23 protein-coding genes and 5 tRNA genes are annotated in these 20,255 nt (G+C 58.1%); 10 read left to right on the top strand and 18 right to left on the bottom strand.

Annotated features, from left to right (window positions below; genetic code table 11):
- Positions 1-9 precede the first annotated feature (9 nt).
- Entirely contained in the window at positions 10-858 is an 849-nt protein-coding gene (gene nadC, locus GIR22_RS17620) for a carboxylating nicotinate-nucleotide diphosphorylase (protein WP_154744575.1), read from the top strand.
- Between the two features lie 117 nt (positions 859-975).
- Here nadC and GIR22_RS17615 read toward each other — a convergent pair whose 3' ends face one another.
- The 4 genes from GIR22_RS17615 to GIR22_RS17600 all read right to left on the bottom strand — a co-directional run bounded on the left by GIR22_RS17615 (position 976) and on the right by GIR22_RS17600 (position 3,450).
- Positions 976-1,281, bottom strand: a complete 306-nt coding sequence (locus tag GIR22_RS17615) for a DUF6388 family protein (protein ID WP_154744574.1) — start codon at positions 1,279-1,281, stop codon at positions 976-978.
- Positions 1,282-1,417: 136 nt separating this feature from the next.
- Positions 1,418-1,490: transfer RNA gene (locus GIR22_RS17610), tRNA-Thr, on the bottom strand.
- Positions 1,491-1,529: 39 nt separating this feature from the next.
- A complete protein-coding gene (locus GIR22_RS17605) occupies positions 1,530-2,936 on the bottom strand; it encodes an O-antigen ligase family protein (RefSeq protein WP_154744573.1) in 1,407 nt (468 codons plus the stop codon).
- Between the two features lie 100 nt (positions 2,937-3,036).
- On the bottom strand, positions 3,037-3,450 hold the full coding sequence (locus GIR22_RS17600; protein ID WP_154744614.1) for a pilin: 414 nt from the start codon (positions 3,448-3,450) through the stop codon (positions 3,037-3,039).
- Positions 3,451-3,705: 255 nt separating this feature from the next.
- On the opposite strand from GIR22_RS17600, the gene GIR22_RS17595 reads away from it, so the two are divergent.
- The 4 genes from GIR22_RS17595 to yacG are packed head-to-tail and all read left to right on the top strand — an operon-like array spanning position 3,706 to position 6,609.
- A complete protein-coding gene (locus GIR22_RS17595; protein ID WP_154744572.1) occupies positions 3,706-4,914 on the top strand; it encodes a type II secretion system F family protein in 1,209 nt (402 codons plus the stop codon).
- Between the two features lie 2 nt (positions 4,915-4,916).
- A complete protein-coding gene (locus GIR22_RS17590; protein ID WP_154744571.1) occupies positions 4,917-5,789 on the top strand; it encodes a prepilin peptidase in 873 nt (290 codons plus the stop codon).
- A complete protein-coding gene (gene coaE, locus GIR22_RS17585) occupies positions 5,786-6,409 on the top strand; it encodes a dephospho-CoA kinase (protein WP_154744570.1) in 624 nt (207 codons plus the stop codon). The genes GIR22_RS17590 and coaE overlap by 4 nt, the downstream gene beginning before the upstream one ends.
- A complete protein-coding gene (gene yacG, locus GIR22_RS17580) occupies positions 6,406-6,609 on the top strand; it encodes a DNA gyrase inhibitor YacG (protein WP_154744569.1) in 204 nt (67 codons plus the stop codon). The genes coaE and yacG overlap by 4 nt, the downstream gene beginning before the upstream one ends.
- 98 nt (positions 6,610-6,707) lie before the next feature.
- Here yacG and GIR22_RS17575 read toward each other — a convergent pair whose 3' ends face one another.
- A complete protein-coding gene (locus GIR22_RS17575; RefSeq protein ID WP_178122330.1) occupies positions 6,708-7,397 on the bottom strand; it encodes an energy-coupling factor ABC transporter permease in 690 nt (229 codons plus the stop codon).
- Positions 7,394-7,561 (bottom strand): hypothetical protein, encoded by a 168-nt coding sequence (locus tag GIR22_RS17570; protein ID WP_154744568.1) that lies wholly within the window; start codon positions 7,559-7,561, stop codon positions 7,394-7,396. Before GIR22_RS17570 ends, GIR22_RS17575 begins: the two co-directional genes overlap by 4 nt.
- A gap of 20 nt (positions 7,562-7,581) precedes the next feature.
- Here GIR22_RS17570 and GIR22_RS17565 point away from each other — a divergent pair, with 20 nt between their 5' ends.
- The 3 genes from GIR22_RS17565 (at position 7,582) to GIR22_RS17555 (ending at position 9,921) form a co-directional block, all read left to right on the top strand.
- Positions 7,582-8,211, top strand: a complete 630-nt coding sequence (locus GIR22_RS17565) for a DUF1780 domain-containing protein (protein WP_154744567.1) — start codon at positions 7,582-7,584, stop codon at positions 8,209-8,211.
- A 177-nt stretch (positions 8,212-8,388) separates the two neighbouring features.
- Positions 8,389-8,562, top strand: a complete 174-nt coding sequence (locus GIR22_RS17560; RefSeq protein WP_154744566.1) for a DUF3094 family protein — start codon at positions 8,389-8,391, stop codon at positions 8,560-8,562.
- A gap of 60 nt (positions 8,563-8,622) precedes the next feature.
- The gene (locus tag GIR22_RS17555) at positions 8,623-9,921 is read left to right on the top strand and encodes an NAD(P)/FAD-dependent oxidoreductase (RefSeq protein WP_154744565.1); all 1,299 of its coding nucleotides are present in this window, start codon (positions 8,623-8,625) and stop codon (positions 9,919-9,921) included.
- 95 nt (positions 9,922-10,016) lie between these two features.
- On the opposite strand, the gene GIR22_RS17550 is transcribed toward GIR22_RS17555, so the two are convergent.
- The 7 genes from GIR22_RS17550 to rluD all read right to left on the bottom strand — a co-directional run bounded on the left by GIR22_RS17550 (position 10,017) and on the right by rluD (position 15,284).
- A tRNA-Pro gene (locus GIR22_RS17550) sits at positions 10,017-10,093 on the bottom strand.
- A 96-nt stretch (positions 10,094-10,189) separates the two neighbouring features.
- Positions 10,190-10,265 (bottom strand) — tRNA-Lys (locus tag GIR22_RS17545).
- 5 nt (positions 10,266-10,270) lie between these two features.
- Positions 10,271-10,347: transfer RNA gene (locus GIR22_RS17540), tRNA-Pro, on the bottom strand.
- A 9-nt stretch (positions 10,348-10,356) separates the two neighbouring features.
- Positions 10,357-10,432: transfer RNA gene (locus tag GIR22_RS17535), tRNA-Asn, on the bottom strand.
- Between the two features lie 448 nt (positions 10,433-10,880).
- Complete coding sequence (gene clpB / locus GIR22_RS17530; RefSeq protein WP_154744564.1) at positions 10,881-13,445, bottom strand: ATP-dependent chaperone ClpB; 2,565 nt, start codon at positions 13,443-13,445, stop codon at positions 10,881-10,883.
- Between the two features lie 154 nt (positions 13,446-13,599).
- Positions 13,600-14,325 carry a peptidoglycan editing factor PgeF gene (pgeF, locus tag GIR22_RS17525; RefSeq protein ID WP_154744563.1) on the bottom strand — a complete coding sequence of 242 codons (726 nt, stop codon included), beginning with the start codon at positions 14,323-14,325 and terminating at the stop codon, positions 13,600-13,602.
- Positions 14,322-15,284, bottom strand: a complete 963-nt coding sequence (gene rluD, locus GIR22_RS17520; protein WP_154744562.1) for a 23S rRNA pseudouridine(1911/1915/1917) synthase RluD — start codon at positions 15,282-15,284, stop codon at positions 14,322-14,324. Before rluD ends, pgeF begins: the two co-directional genes overlap by 4 nt.
- 149 nt (positions 15,285-15,433) lie before the next feature.
- Here rluD and GIR22_RS17515 point away from each other — a divergent pair, with 149 nt between their 5' ends.
- Together GIR22_RS17515 and GIR22_RS17510 are read left to right on the top strand one after the other, a co-directional pair.
- A complete protein-coding gene (locus GIR22_RS17515; RefSeq protein WP_154744561.1) occupies positions 15,434-16,459 on the top strand; it encodes an outer membrane protein assembly factor BamD in 1,026 nt (341 codons plus the stop codon).
- A 116-nt stretch (positions 16,460-16,575) separates the two neighbouring features.
- Positions 16,576-16,812, top strand: a complete 237-nt coding sequence (locus GIR22_RS17510; RefSeq protein ID WP_154744560.1) for a PP0621 family protein — start codon at positions 16,576-16,578, stop codon at positions 16,810-16,812.
- A 23-nt stretch (positions 16,813-16,835) separates the two neighbouring features.
- Here the strand turns inward: GIR22_RS17510 and thiO are convergent, their stop codons facing one another.
- From thiO to pilV, 5 genes are all read right to left on the bottom strand, one after another.
- Positions 16,836-17,939: a glycine oxidase ThiO gene (gene thiO / locus GIR22_RS17505; protein WP_154744559.1), complete on the bottom strand. Its 1,104-nt coding sequence runs from the start codon at positions 17,937-17,939 to the stop codon at positions 16,836-16,838.
- Between the two features lie 62 nt (positions 17,940-18,001).
- Positions 18,002-18,403, bottom strand: a complete 402-nt coding sequence (locus GIR22_RS17500; RefSeq protein ID WP_154744612.1) for a type IV pilin protein — start codon at positions 18,401-18,403, stop codon at positions 18,002-18,004.
- Between the two features lie 12 nt (positions 18,404-18,415).
- On the bottom strand, positions 18,416-18,955 hold the full coding sequence (locus tag GIR22_RS17495; RefSeq protein ID WP_246208437.1) for a pilus assembly PilX family protein: 540 nt from the start codon (positions 18,953-18,955) through the stop codon (positions 18,416-18,418).
- 4 nt (positions 18,956-18,959) lie between these two features.
- The gene (locus GIR22_RS17490) at positions 18,960-19,667 is read right to left on the bottom strand and encodes a PilW family protein (protein WP_154744558.1); all 708 of its coding nucleotides are present in this window, start codon (positions 19,665-19,667) and stop codon (positions 18,960-18,962) included.
- Positions 19,664-20,149, bottom strand: coding sequence for a type IV pilus modification protein PilV (gene pilV, locus GIR22_RS17485; RefSeq protein WP_246208433.1), 486 nt, complete (start codon positions 20,147-20,149; stop codon positions 19,664-19,666). Before pilV ends, GIR22_RS17490 begins: the two co-directional genes overlap by 4 nt.
- Positions 20,150-20,255: the final 106 nt, after the last annotated feature.

Genomic DNA, 20,255 nt, shown 5'->3' with positions numbered 1-20,255 from the left:
GAGCCCGTTATGCCGAACCTACGTCTCGCCGACCTGACCGCCGAAATCGAAGCCAACGTGCGACGCGCATTGTTGGAAGACATCGGCAGCGGCGACATCACCGCGCAACTGATCCCGGCCGAGCGGCTGGCCAAAGCCACGATCATCACCCGTGATACTGCCGTCATCAGCGGTACAGCCTGGGTAGAGGCCGTGTTCCGCCAACTGGACCCGCGAGTCGCCGTACACTGGCAGGTTCGCGACGGTGAACGCGTCAGCCCCGACCAGGTGCTGTTTCATCTCGAAGGCCCAGCCCGCTCCCTGCTTAGCGGCGAACGCTGCGCGCTGAACTTTCTGCAACTGTTGTCAGGCGTTGCCACGCGCGCCCAATACCTGGCGGACTTCGTCGCCAGCACGCAGGTCAAGCTGCTGGATACCCGCAAGACGCTTCCAGGCCTGCGCCTGGCGCAAAAATACGCAGTGACTTGCGGGGGTTGCCACAACCATCGTATCGGTTTGTATGACGCGTTCCTGATCAAGGAAAACCATATTGCTGCCTGCGGTGGTATTGCCCAGGCCATTACTGCCGCCCACAAAATCGCGCCGGGCAAGCCGGTGGAAATTGAAGTGGAAAGCCTGGAAGAACTGCGTGAAGCGCTGGCGGCAGGCGCCGATATCATCATGCTCGACGAATTGAGCCTGGAGGACATGCGCGAAGCCGTGCGCCTGAACGGCGGCAAGGCCAAGCTCGAAGCCAGTGGCGGGATTAATGAAAATACGCTGCTGCCCATCGCAGAAACCGGGGTGGACTACATCTCCATCGGCGCGATGACCAAGGATGTGAAGGCGGTGGATCTATCAATGCGGCTGAGTATCTGAGGCGCTTAAAATGTAGGAGCGAGCTTGCTCACGATGGTCGCCACGCTGGCGTGAGAAGCTTGGTACCCCATGGGCATCCAGGCTTCTCGCGAGCAAGCCCGCTCCTACAGTTGCCGCTCAAATCGCCAGATTATTCATCCCGCAGTATTCGTTCCAATCGACACCCAACACCTCGGCCGCTTCTTTGTGCAAAGCCAGGCGTGCCGCCTCGAACGCTTCAGGGGTAGAGGTGTATTTGAGGGTCAACTCCCATGGCTGGAGGCCCTGGGCTTCGGCCTCATCCTCGAACGCCCATTGAATCTGGTCTTTCTGATCATCGGCACTCAGGTCCTTGATCTCATCTAGGAGCTCCGGCGACTCCGAGACATACTTTTTCAGGGCTGCTTCATGCCGCGCTTCCTGGGTCATTTCTTTTATGGTCATGTTGTTCTCGCTGATCAAGGAATGGGGATGCATCTGGGTCATCAAGGTTGCGCAGATACAAAAGAACAGGCATGAATACCGGTTCGTCTGGCCTTCAGAACCATTCTGGGATCATCTGAAAACTGTGTTGCCTTTATGCCCGAGACAGGAGTCGAACCTGCGACCTTCGCGTTACGAATGCGCTGCTCTACCAACTGAGCTACACGGGCAGTGGGCTAAAGCTAGCACTGCCTTGGGCGTCCGGCAACTCACTGCTTTTCGAGTGCAATTACGCCTTGGGCCCAGAAGCGTGGCTGCAGGTGCACTTTGCTGACACCAGCGTAATGCTGGATACGCTCCGTCAGGTGAGGCACGTCACGGATCGCGACGAACACCAGCAAGCCGATGGCCAATAGGCTGGCAACTGCCCAAGCCCGGGATAGAGGCTTGGAGGTGGCCAACGGGGTTCGCCATACATGCAACGCCATCAACCATCCCACCACCAGCGCGAGCCAGAGTTGGGAATTAGGCATCACGAATACACCATCCACCATGGCTTGGGTCATGGCCCCGATCAGGGCGGCGAACAGACAAAGGCGCAGCAGGTCAACGGGTGCCGAGCAAAGCGCACGATCGCGAAGCACTCTAATGGTTGCCCAACCTCCCCGCAAAGCCAGCACCGCCACACAAAGTGTCGATGGCGCACCCCATTCACTGGCCCATTGCAAGATTGCCTGGTGCGGATGGGCAGCGATGGCGTTACCCGTGTCAGCAAAATGCATCGGTCCCAAGCCAAGCACCGGACGCTCGTGAATCATGTTCAGGGCAAGTTCCCAGAGGGGACCACGACTTGAAAGACTCGTCGTGAGCCGCTCGCCTGCGAAGTTGCTGACATCGATTCCCAGATACCTCGTGAGTACCGTGAACAGCAACCAATAGAGCATCAAGCCACAACACACCGCAGCCAATTGCCAGGCCAGCCAGCGACGGCCAAATGATCCGAAAAACACCACTGCTACCCCGGCCGCGCCCATGCCCAGCCATGTCCCGCGCGTACCACCGCTGATTGCGATCAGCCACCAGATACACAACAACGCAAACACGGCTGCACGTACTGGCCGCGTGATATTTGCCACAAGCAATGGAAGTGCCAGCAGCGGCAAAGTAAAGGTCTGGAACTGCCCGTAGAAACGCTTGTTGGAAAACCCGGACAGCAACAGGTCGGTGTTCAATACCGGTTCGCCGCTGGTAAACGCCAACACACCGGCATACAGGTATTGAAAGCTCTTGATCAGGCACAGCAGGCACACGGCCAGGATCAAAACCCGGTCCAGGGATTCATCACCGTTGCGCCTGACCTGGGCGAAAGCCATCGCGATGCTGGCACAAGTAATGACCAGCGCGAGTTCGGTGAAAGCCCAGAGCGGCTGATGGGCGAGCAAGGAAGAAAGCAGGCCCAACCCAATGATCAGCAACAACCCAAGTGCAGTTGGCCTATCGACCAGGCGCGTTGCAGACGTGCAGGATAAGCCATACATCAACGCACATAGCCCCGTGGCGATCTGCCCCACCCGCTGCCAGTCATGACCGCTGAACGGCGTGCCGATATCCAGTGCCAGCAGACAGGCGGCCACCACCAGAAACACGTTTCCTCGCTGCTGCACGGATAACCACATAAGTGCTTTCAACGTCCTTGTGGACCATGGGGATCGGGCTTGACCTGACGCGGGTCAGTCAAGCAAGCCTGGGGCGAGCTCGCCCCAGGCAAATGCTTGATCACACCCCGCCAGCAGTACAGCCTTTCGCTGCGTACTGTTCTTCGGCGTTGGTGATGCAACTCCAGCCGGTCTTGGTATCGCGGGTCAAAGTGATGATCTTGCCCAGCACCGGTGCCGGCGCATCGAGAATTTCACAGGTAATGGTGCCAACACCCGTGGCGACATCACCGGTTGCATCGATCTTGCAATTGGCTGTCGAACGCTGGCCGCCGATCAACTCCACGGTCGGCGCAGTGCCCTGGTTGAGCGTGTCCTCAAACCCGGCCTTCAGCGCGGAAATCTCTGCCAGCCCCGCCGTGAACTTGGCCTTGGCCTGATGCTTGGTATAAATGGGCAGGCCGATAGTGGCCAAAATGCCGATGATCGCCACGACGATCAACAATTCGATCAAGGTAAAACCTTTCTGATGCATCACGCTCACTCTCCAGAATAAAACGGGGCTCAAACCCCACAGCAAGGCACATCCTGCACCCAGTCCTCAGTAACCGCGCCAGTGTACTCACCCCGGCAGGGCCAATCCCGTACAAGTCGCACAATCTGACATTTTTCACCCGTCACTGTTCTTTCCGACACTATCCCCTGACTAAGCTCTAAATATGCCCGTGCACGGTATGGCGAAATAAATGAAGGACTCTTGAATGTTGTACCCCCGTGATGAGGCCATGGAATGACCGATGTGTCAGTGATTTATGCTTGGGAAGGCACCAACCGCAAAGGTCGCAAAGTGTCCGGGGAAACCCGCGGGCGCACACCTGCGCTAATCAAGGTGCAGTTGCGTCAACAGGGGATCAACCCTGGCCGGGTGTGGAAAAGAACCCGCACCTTGTCGAGCTTGCGCCAGCCCGTAAAGCCGCTGGATATCGCTCTGTTCACCCGACAGTTGGCAACCCTCCTCAAAGCCGGAATCCCTTTGCTGCAAGCCTTCGACATTATCATCGACGGCTCTGAGCGCCGGCACCTGCAGGTACTGGTACAAGGCTTGAAACAGGAAATCGCAGCCGGCAGCAGCCTGGCAGCAGCCCTGCAGAAACAGCCGCAGCACTTCGATGAACTGTACTGTCATCTGATCGCAGCAGGCGAGCAGGCCGGCGCACTGGAAACACTGCTCGAACGCGTGGCCATCCACCTGGAAAAGAATGAACAACTCAAGGCCAGGATCAAAAAGGCCATGACCTATCCACTGATGGTACTGATAGTCGCCACCCTCGTCAGCGCGATCCTGCTGATTCACGTTGTGCCGCAGTTCCAGGGTCTGTTTGCCGGAGTGGATGCGCAACTACCGGGTTTTACACTGATGGTCATCGCCCTGTCGGAATTCATGCAGCAAGCGTGGTGGGCGTTGGCCATGGGCCTGGGAGCCGGCGCTCTCGGACTGCGCCAGGCTTATCGTTGCTCACCTGACTTTCGTCAACGACTTGATGCCGGTTTGTTGAAAGTCCCGCTGGCAGGCACACTGCTGAAAAAATCGGCTGTCGCCCGCTATGCCCGCACGCTCTCGACCACTTTCGCAGCCGGGGTCCCGCTGGTGCAGGCGTTGGACTCGGTGGCCGGTGCCGCCGGCAATGGGCTGTTCAAACAGGCAATCAATCGTATGCGTCAGGACGTATCAACAGGCATGCAACTGAATCAAACCATGGCCGTCAGTGGCCTCTTCCCGAGCATGGCCATTCAAATGACCGCCATCGGCGAAGAATCGGGCGCTCTGGACAGCATGCTGGAGAAGGTTGCCAGCCACTATGAAGCAGACGTCGACAATCTGGTGGACAACCTCACCAGCCTGATGGAACCGCTGACCATGGTGGTGCTTGGCGGTATTGTCGGTGCACTGGTGGTGGCCATGTACCTGCCGATCTTCCAGCTCGGTACAGCACTTTGAACATGTCATTGGGTGAAGCGCTGAACCATCAGCCGTGGCTGTTCGTAGGGGGCGCACTGGTGCTCGGCCTGATCGTCGGCAGTTTTATCAACGTTCTGGTGTGGCGCCTGCCGAAGATACTGGCCCGAGAATGGCGCGCCCAGGCTCTCGATATCCTCGAGCTCCCCGCAGAACCGAAAGGCCCGACCTATAATCTGCTGCTGCCTCACTCTTGTTGCCCGCACTGCGCCCAGCCGATTCGCCCTTGGGAAAACATTCCCCTGCTCAGTTATCTGCTACTCAAGGGCCGCTGCTCCCATTGCCGTGCATCGATCAGCCCGCGCTACCCGATTACCGAGCTGGCGTGCGCACTGATCTCAGCTTACGTGGCCTGGCATTTCGGCTTTGGCTGGCAGGCGGGCTGGATCATGTTATTGAGCTGGGGCCTGCTGGCGATGAGCCTGATCGATAGCGATCACCAGCTATTGCCAGATGTATTGGTGCTGCCCTTGCTTTGGCTGGGGCTGATCCTCAATCAGTTTGGTTTGTTCGTCGCACCATCGGATGCACTTTGGGGCGCAGCTGCCGGTTATCTGAGCCTGTGGTCGGTGTTTTGGCTGTTCAAACTGATCACCGGCAAGGATGGCATGGGCTACGGAGACTTCAAATTGCTGGCGATGCTCGGCGCCTGGGGCGGCTGGCAAATCCTGCCGATGACGCTGTTGCTGGCCTCGCTGGTGGGGGCGATATCAGGGCTCGCGCTGCTACGTTTACGTAACGCCCAAACATCGATACCGATACCTTTTGGACCTTATCTGGCAATTGCCGGCTGGATTGCATTGCTCTGGGGTGGTCAAATAACCGACTTCTATTTGCAGTCTGTCGGTTTCAGATGACCCATTGTGTAGCAACACCCTGGATTCTTGGCCTCACCGGTGGCATCGGCAGCGGCAAAAGTGCGGCGGCCGAGCACTTTATCGACCTGGGCGTCGACCTGGTGGACGCCGATCACGCTGCCCGCTGGGTGGTCGAGCCGGGGCGCCCGGCGCTGACGAGCATTGCCGAGCATTTCGGTGCCAGCGTGCTATTGCCCGACGGCCGACTGGACCGTGCTGCGTTGCGCCAACTGATCTTTGAAGTCCCCGAAGAGCGTCTCTGGCTTGAAGCCCTGCTGCACCCGCTGATTGCCGAGGAGATTCGCAGTCACCTGGCCCGCGCCCGGTCGCCCTACGCGATCCTGGTGTCGCCGCTGCTGATCGAATCCGGCCAATACGCCACGACCCAGCGCATCCTGGTGATCGACGTGCCGCAATCGCTGCAGATTGAGCGTACCCTGCAGCGCGATGGCATCAGCGCAGAGCAAGTGCAGGCAATCCTCAAGGCCCAGGCTAGCCGTGAGGACCGCCTGCGCCAGGCCGACGATGTACTGGTCAATGACCAGAACCTGACCCGGCTGCACGCCGAGGTCGAACGACTGCACCATTTTTACCTTACTTTGCGTGGAGGCCGATCATGAGCCAACCCTTGACCGTAGAATGCCCAACCTGCGGCGCCCCCGTGGAATGGAACACCAACAACGCCAACCGACCATTTTGCTCGGACCGCTGCAAACTGATCGACCTGGGAGCCTGGGCAGCGGAAGAACACAAGATCCCTGTCAGCCCGGACGCCGAAGATGATTTGTTCTCGGACGATTTGCCCCCACGCGCTCACTAAGGGCGCATAAAGCCGTAGTCCTGCTGGCCCTCAGGGCACGCACACCCGTGCTCTGTTGCACCACCACACAGAGCAGGGTGCGTAGGCTCAGGCCCGGATCAGGGACGCGAGTCATCATCCTTCCAGGGCGCCGAAAGGTAACGGGTACGGTTGAAAGTCTCCAGCCACTCAGGGCAAAACACCACCAACGCGCTGATCACCATGCCGTTGATAAAGGCCTCGGGAAAGATCATCAACCATAAGTAACCGACAAAGTCCTGCAGCCACTCCGGCATCGCGAAACGGCCGTCGAACCACAACAGGCCCAGGCCCGCCAGTAGGCACAATAACGCCGACAGAGCCGCTGCAAAAAAACCGGAGCAGAAGATATACACAAAAGGATTACGCGGTTGCGCCCGCTCCACCAGTAGTGCGCAACCTTCGGTAACCAGAACCGGCAACAGGACCAACAACATGCCGTTGATGCCCACTGCCGCCAAATCCTGACGACCGAGTAATACCAGGCCGAGTTGAGCGCCCAACCCACCGACAATTGCCAGGGGCCAATCGAGCAATAACGTCACGGCAGTCATACCAATAAAGTGGTAGGACACACCGGTCTCGAAATCCCGACGCACCAACCAGAGCATGAATAGCGCGAACACCGTGCCAAACAGCAAATGCTGGCGCCGCCGGTCGGCAAACAACTCGACCCAGGGCGAACGAAAAATGGCCCACATCACCACCGGCGTATAGCACAACCAGCCGATGCTGAGAGTTGCCGGTGCCAGCACTGCCGCACTGATCACGGCTGCACCCGCCCCAAGGCTTGGGCCCACAAAGGGAACAGCACTGCATAAACCTTCACCACGCGCTCCTTATGCCAGGGGGACTTGTCGAATGGCCAGTCTACACCGACCTCCCGCTGGCTCCAGTGACCGGCAACCGCACCAGGACTTCCTGCAGTCATCATTTGGGCGCTAAGCTGGAACCATGGATGACTCAGATTATTTGCGCCTGCTCACCATAGCGGCCGAACAAGCCAATGCGTTCCTGTCCAATGCCCGCAAATGGGAGCGTGAGCGTTGGGTTTGCCAACGCCTGCTGCAAGGCTTGAACGTGCCCTATCGCGCCGAAGAGTTTCACGCCGCCGGGCAGGAACCGCCGGATGTATTGTTTCGCGACGCCAGCTTCGAAGTTTTCTTCGTCCTGGATGAAGGCCGACGCCTGAATGACGAATGGCGCGACGAACTGCTACGCCGACGCAGCGCCTTTTCCCTGAGCCAATTGGTAAGGCGCGAAGCCAAGCCCAAGCGCATCCCCGCCCATGAGTTTTTGCTGCGCCTGGCACCAACCCTGCGCAAGAAAGCCCACAACTACAAGGAGCGCGGGATGGACTTGGGGGAACTGGACATCATTGCCTTCGCCAGCCTCAAACGCGAAGTGCTGGACCTCAATAGCCACTTCCCGCCGCCTACCGAATACCTGCGCCAGGGCTGGCGCTCGCTGTCACTGGTGGGCCCGACCTTTGCCAGGGTATTGTTCGCCCATCCGGACGCTCCGGATTTCCTGCGCAATAACCTGGGACGCAGCATTGTCTTTGACGTCGGTATCAGCCTGTAAGCCTTCACCAGCATGGCGAAACTCCAGGCTGGATGATACAAAGAACCCCTCTCATTGGCCTATCGATAGCCGGTGAACACAGACCGCGCGGTTCAACACTATGCTTAGGTACTACAGCAGAGCGCGCCACTGTAACGTTCACTCCTTTCGCAACGTCTACCTGACGAGGCCCTTATTATGACCAGCCGCTTGAACCCCGACGACCAACAACATGTCGAACAGTACCTGCAACTGCCTCAGAATCGAGTCGAGCGCCGGCCTTTTCGGCCATGGCTGCTCCTCGGTGTAATCCTGATTGCAGTGATCGGCCTGGGTTTGCTGAGCCGCCTTTTGAGTTACCTGACGCTATGAGCTGCCTGGCGCTCGCGAGGGTAACTGCACCGATTTCCTTTAGCCTTGTGAGATATCCCCATGACCCATCGTATTATTATCGTCGGCGGCGGCGCCGGCGGCCTGGAGTTGGCTACCCGCCTGGGTAAAACTCTGGGCAAGCGCGGTATCGCCAGCGTCACATTGGTAGACGCCAACCTGACCCATATCTGGAAACCGCTGCTCCACGAAGTGGCCGCCGGTTCGCTGAATTCTTCGGAAGACGAACTCAATTATGTCGCACAAGCCAAATGGAACCACTTCGAGTTCCAACTGGGACGCATGAGCGGGCTCGATCGTGCACAGAAAAGAATCCAACTGGCCGCGACCCTCGACGAACAAGGCCTGGAATTGGTGCCTGCCCGTGAGCTGGGCTATGACACTTTGGTCATCGCCGTCGGCAGCACCACTAACGACTTCGGCACCCAAGGCGCGGCAGAACACTGCCTGTTCCTCGATACCCGCAAACAGGCCGAACGCTTCCATCAGCAACTGCTCAACCACTACCTGCGCGCCCACGCGGGGCAGACTGACGCCATAGAACAGATCAGTGTCGCAATCGTCGGCGCTGGAGCAACCGGGGTTGAGCTGGCGGCCGAGCTGCATAACGCCGCCCACGAGCTGGCGGCCTATGGCCTGGACCGGATCAAACCGGAAAACATGCACATCACCCTGGTCGAAGCCGGCCCACGGGTATTGCCTGCTTTGCCAGAGCGTATTGGCGCGCCTGTGCATAAAACCTTGGAGAAGCTTGGGGTGACCGTGATGACCAACTCATCAGTGAGCGAAGTCACCGCCGATAGCCTGATCACCAGCAGTGGCCAGGTGATCCCCGCCAGCCTCAAGGTTTGGGCGGCAGGCATTCGTGCGCCAGGCTTCCTCAAGGATATTGCCGGCCTGGAAACCAACCGCATCAACCAACTGCAGGTACTGCCAACCCTGCAAACCACCCGTGACGAAAATATCTTCGCTTTTGGAGACTGCGCGGCGTGCCCGCAAGCGGGCACCGATCATAACGTACCGCCAAGGGCACAAGCGGCTCACCAGCAAGCGTCTTTGCTGGCCAAATCGCTAAAGCTGCGAATTGAAGGCAAGAGCCTGCCCAACTATAAGTACACCGACTACGGCTCGCTGATCTCGTTGTCGCGTTTTTCGGCCGTGGGGAACTTGATGGGCAATCTGACAGGCAGCGTGATGCTGGAAGGCTGGCTGGCGCGAATGTTCTATGTGTCGCTGTATCGCATGCACCAGGTGGCGCTGTACGGCGCCTTCAGAACGGCGATGCTGATGCTGGGCAGCAAGATTGGACGTGGAACGGAGCCGCGCCTTAAATTGCACTGATCTCTGACCTCTGATCGCTCCCACGCTGCGTGGGAACGATCAGTTTCAAAAGACAAAAAAAATCCCCGTATCTTTCGATACGAGGATTTTTAATATGGTCGGGGTAAGGGGATTCGAACTCCTGACATCCTGCTCCCAAAGCAGGCGCGCTACCGGACTGCGCTATACCCCGGTAAAAAAAAGGCGACCTTTTCAAGTCGCCTTCTTCGATCAGTGCTTTTGGCCTCTGATCTTAAGATTCGATTCCAGCCTTGGCTGGTCTCAAAAATGGTGGGTCGTGTGGGATTCGAACCTACGACCAATTGGTTAAAAGCCAACTGCTCTACCAACTGAGCTAACGACCCAAATATGGTCGGGGTAAGGGGATTCGAACTCCTGACATCCTGCTCCCAAAGCAGGCGCGCTACCGGACTGCGCTATACCCCGGTTTGAAATTGGCTCCGTGACCAGGACTCGAACCTGGGACCCAATGATTAACAGTCATTTGCTCTACCGACTGAGCTATCACGGAACTACATATTTCAAAGTACAACTTTATTGCTTGTTACCTTCTCTTCAACCCTTACGTATCACTACGTTCGCGTGTCTGAGGCGCGCTATTCTACAATTTTAAAAACCCCTGTCAACCCTTTAAATTGCTTTTAAGACAATGATTTGCGCTTCTTTCAGGTTTCTTCTTGGGGAGAAGAAACCGTTGGGCTGACGTTGCTGCGGGGCGCACTTTACAAGCCTTTGCCTTACAGTTCAACGCCCTATCGAAAAAAATACCCCGCAATGCAGGCAATGCTGTTCAGTTAAGGTTTTTTGTAGGAGCGAGCTTGAACCCGAAGAACTCATAGGCGATGCGTTCATCCAGGATGCACACGTTATCGCTGACATTTTTCGCGAGCAAGCTCGCTCCTACAGTAGTGACATTGCCCGCAATGCGGGGCCTCTTCTTGTAGCGGTACAGCCAGGGCTTAATGGAAGACGATTTCGTCGTTCTCCACACTGGCGGCAACACTGGTGCCGGGCATAAAACTGCCGGACAGAATCAGTTGCGCCAACGGGTTCTCTATCCAGCGCTGGATTGCACGCTTCAAAGGCCGTGCACCATATACCGGGTCGTAACCGACAGCAATCAGCTTGTCCAAGGCTTCACCGCTCAGCTCCAGCGACAGCTCGCGCTCTGCCAGACGGCTGCGCAGACGGCCCAACTGGATCTCGGTGATACCCGCAATCTGATCCCGTGCCAGAGGCTCGAAGATCACCACCTCATCTACCCGGTTGATAAACTCCGGCCGGAAGTGGCTGGTCAACGCATCCATCACCGCAGCACGCTGGGCTTCGCGATCCCCCACCAACTCCTGGATTTGCGACGAGCCCAGGTTGGATGTCATCACGATTACCGTATTACGAAAATCCACAGTACGCCCGTGACTGTCCGTCAGCCGACCATCTTCCAACACCTGCAGCAGCACGTTGAACACATCCGGATGGGCCTTCTCGACTTCGTCCAGAAGAATCACCGAGTAAGGTTTGCGCCGCACGGCCTCGGTCAGGTAGCCGCCCTCTTCGTAGCCCACATAGCCTGGTGGAGCCCCAATCAGGCGGGCCACGGAGTGTTTTTCCATGAACTCGGACATATCAATCCGCACCATGGCCTCTTCGGTATCAAAGAGAAACTCAGCCAAGGCCTTGCACAACTCGGTCTTGCCCACACCTGTCGGGCCGAGGAACATGAACGAGCCGCTCGGACGGTCAGGGTCGGACAACCCGGCCCGGGAACGCCGTACCGCGTTGGACACTGCAACCACCGCTTCTTCCTGGCCAATGACACGCCGGTGCAACAGGCTTTCCATCTTCAACAGCTTGTCGCGCTCGCCTTCGAGCATTTTCGACACGGGGATGCCGGTCCACTTCGAGACGACTTCGGCAATTTCTTCCTCGGTCACCTTGCTGCGTAGTAACTGATTTTCGCTCTTGCCGTGCTGATCGACCATCTGCAGGCTGCGCTCCAGGTCCGGGATCACCCCATACTGCAACTCGGCCATGCGGTTCAGGTCGCCCTTGCGGCGAGCGGCTTCCAGTTCCTGGCGGGATTGTTCTATCTTTTGCTGGATCTGCGCCGAACCCTGCACTTCGGCTTTTTCCGAGGTCCAGATTTCTTCCAGGTCCGAATACTCACGTTCCAGACGCACGATTTCTTCCTGGAGTTTTTCCAGGCGTTTCTTCGCCGCATCGTCCTCTTCTTTCTTCAGGGCCTGGGATTCGACTTTCAGCTGAATCAGGCGCCGGTCCAGACGGTCGAGCACTTCCGGCTTGGAATCGATTTCCATGCGAATACGGCTGGCCGCCTCATCAATCAAGTCGATGGCCTTGTCCGGCAACTGACGGTCAGTGATATAGCGATGGCTCAATTTGGCCGCCGCGATGATCGCGCCGTCGGTGATCGCTACCTTGTGATGGACCTCATAGCGTTCTTTCAGGCCACGCAGGATAGCGATGGTGTCTTCTTCGCTAGGCTCCTCCACCAGCACTTTCTGGAAACGGCGTTCAAGGGCGGCGTCCTTTTCAATGTACTGGCGGTATTCGTTGAGCGTGGTGGCACCGACACAATGCAACTCACCCCGGGCCAATGCCGGCTTGAGCATGTTGCCTGCATCCATGGAACCCTCGCCTTTACCTGCGCCGACCATGGTGTGCAGCTCGTCGATAAACAGAATGATCTGCCCTTCTTGCTTCGAGAGCTCATTGAGCAAGGACTTCAGGCGCTCCTCGAACTCTCCACGAAATTTGGCACCCGCAATCAACGACCCCATATCCAGGGACAGCAGACGCTTACCCTTGAGGCCATCGGGCACCTCACCATTAATGATGCGCTGGGCCAGACCTTCGGCAATGGCGGTTTTACCCACACCTGGTTCGCCGATCAGGACCGGGTTGTTCTTGGTGCGACGCTGCAGCACCTGGATGGTACGGCGAATTTCGTCGTCACGACCGATCACCGGGTCCAGCTTGCCTTCTTCAGCACGCTTGGTCAGGTCGACGGTGTACTTATCCAGGGCCTGGCGGGACTCCTCGTGGTTGGGGTCATTGACTGCCTCCCCACCACGCAGGTTGTTGATGGCGTTCTCCAGGGCTTTCTTGCTCACACCCTGGCCCAGCAACAACTTGCCAAGCTTGCTGTTGTCATCCATGGCGGCGAGCAACACCAGCTCACTGGAGATGAACTGGTCGCCCTTTTGCTGAGCCAGGCGGTCCGCCTGATTGAGCAGCCGCGCCAGGTCCTGGGACATGTTCACGTCACCCGTAGGATTTTGGATTTTCGGCAGTTGGTCGAGCTCACGGCTCAACTCCTTGCGCAAGCTGTTGACGTCAAAGCCCACCTGCATCAGCAATGGCTTGATGGATCCGCCTTGCTGTTCCAGGAGCGCCTGCATCAGGTGCGCAGGTTCAATAGCCGGATGGTCGAGACCAACCGCCAGGGATTGGGAGTCCGATAATGCCAACTGCAATTTGCTGGTTAAACGATCAATACGCATTAGTCACCTTCCTTTTGAGCAGGCCGGAGCTATGTGCGAGCGAGCTTGCTCGCGAGTAACGCATCCTGAATGAAGAAACCTGCCAGATACCCCTATAGATGCGGCCGATTCTGGAAGATTCAAGCTACTGACAGTTGACGCAGATCAGGGGAGCCTAGCGTTCCAGCCAGATAAGGGAGGCAAACCGACCGGTGAGAGGACTGCGACGGTAAGAATAGAAGCGGGGATCGGTCACGGTGCAAAAGCCGCCACCATAAACCGCTGTGATACCGCGCTCGGCAAGGCGCAGACGGGCCAACTGGTAAATGTCGGCCATGAACTTGCCCGGGTTCTGGCTGGGGACGAAGGCTTCGGCTGTTACCAACAGTTGTTGCATGAAGACCTCACGCACTTCCGGGCCGACTTCAAAAGCTTGCGGGCCTATGGCAGGACCCAGCCAGACCAGTACCTCGGCAGGCTCAACATCCAGGCTTTCGACGGTGGCCTCCAGCACCCCGGCGGCCAAACCACGCCAACCGGCATGGGCTGCCGCGACGCGAGTGCCCGCCCGGTTGCAAAACAGGACAGGCAAGCAATCGGCCGTCATCGCCGTGCAAGCGATGCCTGGAGTGCTCGTCCAACTGCCATCGGCTTCGGCAATCCGGCCAGGGTCGGCCTCGACCACCGTCACACCATGGATTTGGCGCAGCCAGGCTGGCTGAATATGGAGGGCATCGCTGAGGCGTCGACGATTCTCAAGGACAGCATCAAGGCTGTCCTCGACATGATCGCCCAGATTGAGGCTGTCGAACGACCCCAGACTGACGCCGCCCGCGCGAGTAGTGACACAGGCCTTGACCCCAGCCGGCGCAGGCCAGTCAGGAGTCAGCCAGTCATTCATCCGACAAAAGCCTCGCGATCTTGCTTGAGCAGCGACAACAACCAGACAAAATCGTCTGGAAGAGGTGATTCCCAACTCATCCGCTTACCGCTCGTCGGATGATCCAGCTCCAGGAAGCGCGCATGCAGTGCCTGACGCGGGAAAGTCTTCAGGGACTCAACCATGGTTGCACTGGCCGCTGGCGGAATACGGAAGCGGCCGCCATAGGCCGGATCTCCGACCAACGGGAAGTTGATGTGCGCCATGTGCACCCGAATCTGGTGGGTACGACCGGTTTCCAACTTGACCCGCACGTGAGTGTGGGAACGGAAACGCTCCAGCACACGATAGTGGCTGACGGCCTGCTTGCCGCCTTCCATGACCGCCATGCGCTGCCGCTGCTGGCCGTGGCGACCGATAGGGGCATTGATCTTGCCCCCCGCCACTACCACACCGATCACGATGCATTCGTAGATCCGGCTGACGCTGCGACTCTGCAGTTGTGTGACCAACTGCGTCTGCGCCTGGATGGTCTTGGCCACCACCATCAGACCGGTGGTGTCCTTGTCCAGGCGGTGGACGATGCCGCAGCGCGGGACATTGATGATGTCCGGCACATGGTGTAACAAGGCATTGAGCAAGGTGCCATCAGCGTGCCCGGCCGCCGGGTGAACCACCAGGCCTGCGGGTTTGTTGATCACCAGGATGTCGTCATCCTCATAGACGATGTCCAGCTCGATGTCCTGGGCAATCCATTCTCCCTGGGCTTCCTGCTCGGCAGTCAGCTCAAGAATCGCACCGCCATGGACTATGTCTCGCGGGCGGATAACCGCTCCATCCACAGTCAGGCGGCCGTCTTTGATCCAGGCGGAAAGGCGCGAGCGCGAGTGCTCAGCGAATAATTGTGCGGCGACTTGATCGAGGCGTTGGCCGCCCAATTCGGACGGCACCTCTGCGCGAAGTTCAATTTTATCGGACATGCTCAGACTAGGCGTGGCACAGCCTTTGGTTTCGGCTGCGCGCTTGTGGTTAAATACGGCGTCTTTTGCCCCGAGGCTTTCAACGGGGCGCTCATCATAACAGGACGGCCCCGCCCAAGACAGCGGCCGTCATAGGGACGCAAGCCGCCATGCAAGTGAAACACCTGCTGCTGATCGCCATCCTCGCCATGACTGCTGCTTGCTCGTCAACAAAGGAAGTCGTCGACGAAAACCTGAGCGAGGTCGAGCTGTACCAACAAGCCCAGACCGACCTGGACAACAATAGCTACACCAGTGCCACGACCAAGCTCAAGGCACTGGAGTCGCGGTATCCGTTCGGCCGCTACGCCGACCAGGCCCAACTCGAGCTGATCTACGCCAACTACAAGAACGCCGAGCCGGAAGCTGCCAAGTCCGCCGCCGAGCGTTTTATCCGCCTGCACCCACAGCACCCGAACGTGGACTATGCCTACTACCTCAAGGGCCTGACCTCGTTTGACCAGGACGTTGGCCTGCTGGCGCGCTTCCTGCCGCTGGACATGACCAAGCGTGACCCAGGCGCTGCGCGTGACTCCTACAACGAGTTCGCCCAGTTGACCAGCCGCTACCCCAATAGCCGCTACGCACCAGACGCCAAGCAGCGCATGATCTACCTGCGCAATCTGCTGGCTTCCTACGAAATCCACGTAGCCCACTATTACCTGACCCGTCAGGCCTATGTAGCGGCCGCCAACCGTGGTCGTTATGTGGTGGAGAACTTCCAGGAAACTCCATCGGTGGGCGACGGCCTGGCCGTGATGACCGAGGCCTACCAGCGCCTGCACCTGGATACCCTGGCTGAAACCAGCCTGGAGACCTTGAAACTCAACTACCCGGATCACCCAAGCCTGAAAGACGGCCAGTTTGTACCCACCGTTGCCGAGGCGGACAACCGCTCATGGCTGAGCAAGTACACCCTGGGCCTGATCGAATCCCGCCCCCCCCTGCCGCCGGGCGAAACCCGCGCCAATCAGGACGTGATCAAGCAGTACCAGGATGCCAAGGATGCCATTCCTTCGGACCTCAAGCCTCATGACGAGAACGGAGACGTGATCGAAGAACAGGCTCCTGAAGCGCTAGGCAATAATGAAGACCGCTCGTGGTTCAGCTACATGACCTTCGGTGTTTTTGACTGATTGCTTAATTGCAGTACAAAAAGGGAGCCCCTCACGGAGCTCCCTTTTTAATTCCGCTGTGCGCCTGCCACGTCCTTGGCTAAACTGCCGCATTCCTTGTCGAGAAGCTGCTTACCATGGTTAGTTTACTATTCTGGATTGTCCCGATTACCGTCGTCGTATGGCTCTGGCGCAAATCCAAGCGTTCGGCACAAGCACAACAACGGCCCAGCGAGCCGGGAGCCACCCCGATGGTCCGTTGTGCTCACTGTGGCGTGCATATACCCCAGGATCGCGCCTTGGGCTCGCGCCAGGAATGGTATTGCACACCAGCACATCTTGAGCTGGGGCCAACACCCACCGAGCGCCAGTAGTCGCATGCAGATGCGCGCCCCCGCTAAATCCGTCCCGCCGGCACATAAGGCGTCGGATCAATGATGGGCTCACGCTCCAGCAACAAATCGACAAACAACTGACAGGATGCGGGTGCCAGAACCAGGCCATTGCGGTAATGCCCGCAATTGAGCCACAAGCCATCAAACCCTGGCACTTTACCGATATACGGAATGCCTTCAGGCGATCCAGGCCGCAGCCCGGCCCAATGCCCCACCACCTGCGCATCCGCCAGAGCCGGAATCAGCTCCACAGCCGAGGCTTTCAAGCTTTCCAGGGCTCGTTCGGTAGGCGTCTTGTCAAAGCCTTCATGTTCCAAGGTGCTGCCAATCAGAATATGCCCATCCCGCCGGGGAATCGCGTAGCGGCCTTTGGCCAAGACCATGCTCGACAAAAAGTCCGAAGCACATTTGTACAAAATCATCTGGCCCTTGACCGGCTCCACGGGCAACGCCAACCCCAGGCTACCCAGCAACTCACCACTCCAGGCCCCGGCGGCGAGCACCACGTGATCGCCATGGATCGGACCAAGTGCCGTATTTACACCAACAACCCTTCCACTCTCCTGGATAAAGCCCTTTACAGCGCACTGTTCATGGACGGTCACGCCAGGCAACGCCAACAAGGCGGCCTTGAGGGATTTAACCAGCCGTGGATTGCGTACGTTGGCGACATCAGCCATGTAAATGGCCTGGGAGAACCCTGAACCCAACACGGGAACCGCATCATGGGCAGCAGAAACATCCACCTTGCTCAATGGCCGACCTTCGCGCGCAGCCCAGGCAAGCGCGTCAGCTTCATCATCCAGGTCCAACCAATATAGGCCGGTGGTATGAACTTCTGGATCGATCCCGGTCGCAGCGAACAAGCGCTCGCCCAACTGCGGGTAAAAATCCTGGGACCAATGCGCCAGAGCGGTAACCGCAGGACTGTAGCGCCATGGATAGAGCGGCGAGACAATGCCACCACCAGCCCAGGAAGACTCCTGCCCCACCGCCGAACGCTCCAGCAGTATCACCGCCCGCCCCTGGCTTGCCAGATTGAATGCCGTCAATAGGCCGATCACCCCTGCGCCGACAACCACTACTTGCTGTTGCTGATTAGCCATCTTTCGATCCAGCCGATAAAAAGAAAAGAACACACCCGGCGTCCAGTCGTTCACGATCCTCATCATTGCCCCCAGCACGCCTTTCGCGACATATCGGGTGCAGACCCCGGATTGCTTCGCTCACCGCTGCTGCTCAGGCTGAAGTCGCCACAAGGATCACCCATCATCACTGAGTCGATAATGGGAGTCGCTACCAGATTGAAATGCTGGAGGTTCAGCGTCACCGCGATTCTATAGCGATCATTGCCCGCACTGATGCCGCCCGCATCAATAAAAGTGCCGTTCTTCGTGTAATAACGTTCAAGGTGCTGGGCCTGCTCCGTCAGCATCCCGACTATTTCCGCGCGATATGTCCTTTTCACATGGCCGGTATACCTAGGGTAGGCAATGCCGACCAGAGTGGCGATGATCGCCAGCGCGATCAATAACTCAATCAAGGTAAATCCTTTACCGCCTCTAATCATCTCGTTGCTCACCTACTGAAGTTGTCGCCACAGGATTCGTCGGAATCGCACACCTTGCCCACCGTCCAGCAGCACCCGTGCATACACCGTCTCTAATACCGTGCGCGAGTGCCCACTGATACCAACCGCCGTCACCCGATAAAGCGTTGCTGGTGTTTCAGGTGGCAAATGCGCCAATCCGACGCCGCGCCCCAGGTTTTGAATGCCATAGACACCACTCTGCGTACCTATCCAGGTAATCCCTGACAAAGGATCCAGCCCTGGACTTATCACCCGAATGGACTCATTCGGGGGAGCGCAAGTCGCAATGGTCCCGCACCGCCGCAGACCAAACCCAGGAGACTGCACAGCTGATTCGCCCAACCTCAAGCCACTTTCGGCACTTTGAAATGACTGGTTGCGCAGCCGGACACTGCCTGCGATCTTTTCCTGAACGGTTGCTCCCTGCATCGAAGACAACCCGATAAGCGCCAACAACAGCAAAAACACCAGGCTGACGGGCAGAACCATGCCCGCCTGCCACGATTGAGGCCGAAAATGATGTCGCCGCATGGGGCTACTCCAGGCGATTACGTAGCGCCGCTACGACACTGTATGTCTGGTCCCTCACCCGCCCCCCAGGATCCTGGAGCGTCAGGAGGAGGCGCACGCTACGTATCAAGGCTTCGTCAGAGGGAGCGGAGTCATATCCGGTCACGACACTTGAGTCCACCTTCTGCGCCACCCCGAAACTGACGTCGAATGCTCGCACGTTATCTACCAGCACCGACTTGGCCAGAGCCGATGGTGTGCTGAGCCGCAGTTGCCCGTCTTCAAAGGTGTACGTCAGCTTTCGGACAGGGAAGCGGAGTTGCCCAGGCTCAGGCTCCGGAGCACTTGCGGCATAAGCCTGGGCAGTACTGATGCAATCGGAGAGCACCGTCCAGTCGGCTTTGCTACCACTGCTTCCAGCGTCCGCAGTCACCAGCGTCAGAGACTTTGCGCCACCTGAAATACTCCAGCCAACAGGCCGCGCGAAATCTGCCGGAGCATTACTGATTGATGCAATGGACTGGCAACCAAACATGCCAGCCAAGCGAATTTCCTGAATCAGCTTGCCCAAGACAAACCGCGCATCATCCTGCAACAACACAGATGCATTCTGACTGGCATATGTACTACGTGCGCTGAGGGCTACCTGGACCAGCCCCATAATCAGTACCAGGCCGAGGGCCAATGCCAACAACATCTCGACCATGCCAAAACCATGACCACGAGGATTCATGGCAATGCCCCCGGATCGACTGCAATACGGCTGGTGAGCGTGAAGGTTTCCCGGGCGCCACTGGCATTTACTGCGCGGGAGTCATCCCAGCTGATACTGATAGTGACTTCTCGCTGGTTGGCGGACACCGTGCCCTTGGCACTCTCGCCGGCGAAGCCAAGGATATTGGCCTCGAAATCATGCAGATCCAGGTCGCGAACACTGGCCATCGCGGTATTGGCCGGCGCAATCTCCAGCCGTCCCCATGAGTAGTCAGCCCCCGAATTGGCGCGAATCCGGTCCAGCATGTCATAGGCAATGAAACTGGCCTGACTGGTCATCCTTGAGCTGTCGGTGTACTTCAACGCTTTGAGTTGGATCAGCGCCGCACCCAGCAAGCCAACGGCGAGGATGAGTACCGAAACCAGGACCTCGATCAACGTCATACCGGCTTGCGGCGCAGAGAGCGGTGGGGTGCGAAACATGGTTGGGCAGGCATTCATTACCATCGTCATCCGTGTCGAAGGTTGTCACAAGACGAGGAGCAATCCCCTCTGCCCCCAAGACTAGCGCCAGTCAGAAAGCTGCGCAGCCCCTCGGAACAAAGCG

Origin of the sequence: Pseudomonas karstica (genome assembly GCF_009707515.1) — a bacterium.
GTDB lineage: Bacteria > Pseudomonadota > Gammaproteobacteria > Pseudomonadales > Pseudomonadaceae > Aquipseudomonas > Aquipseudomonas karstica.
This window is presented reverse-complemented; position numbering and strand designations above follow the sequence as displayed.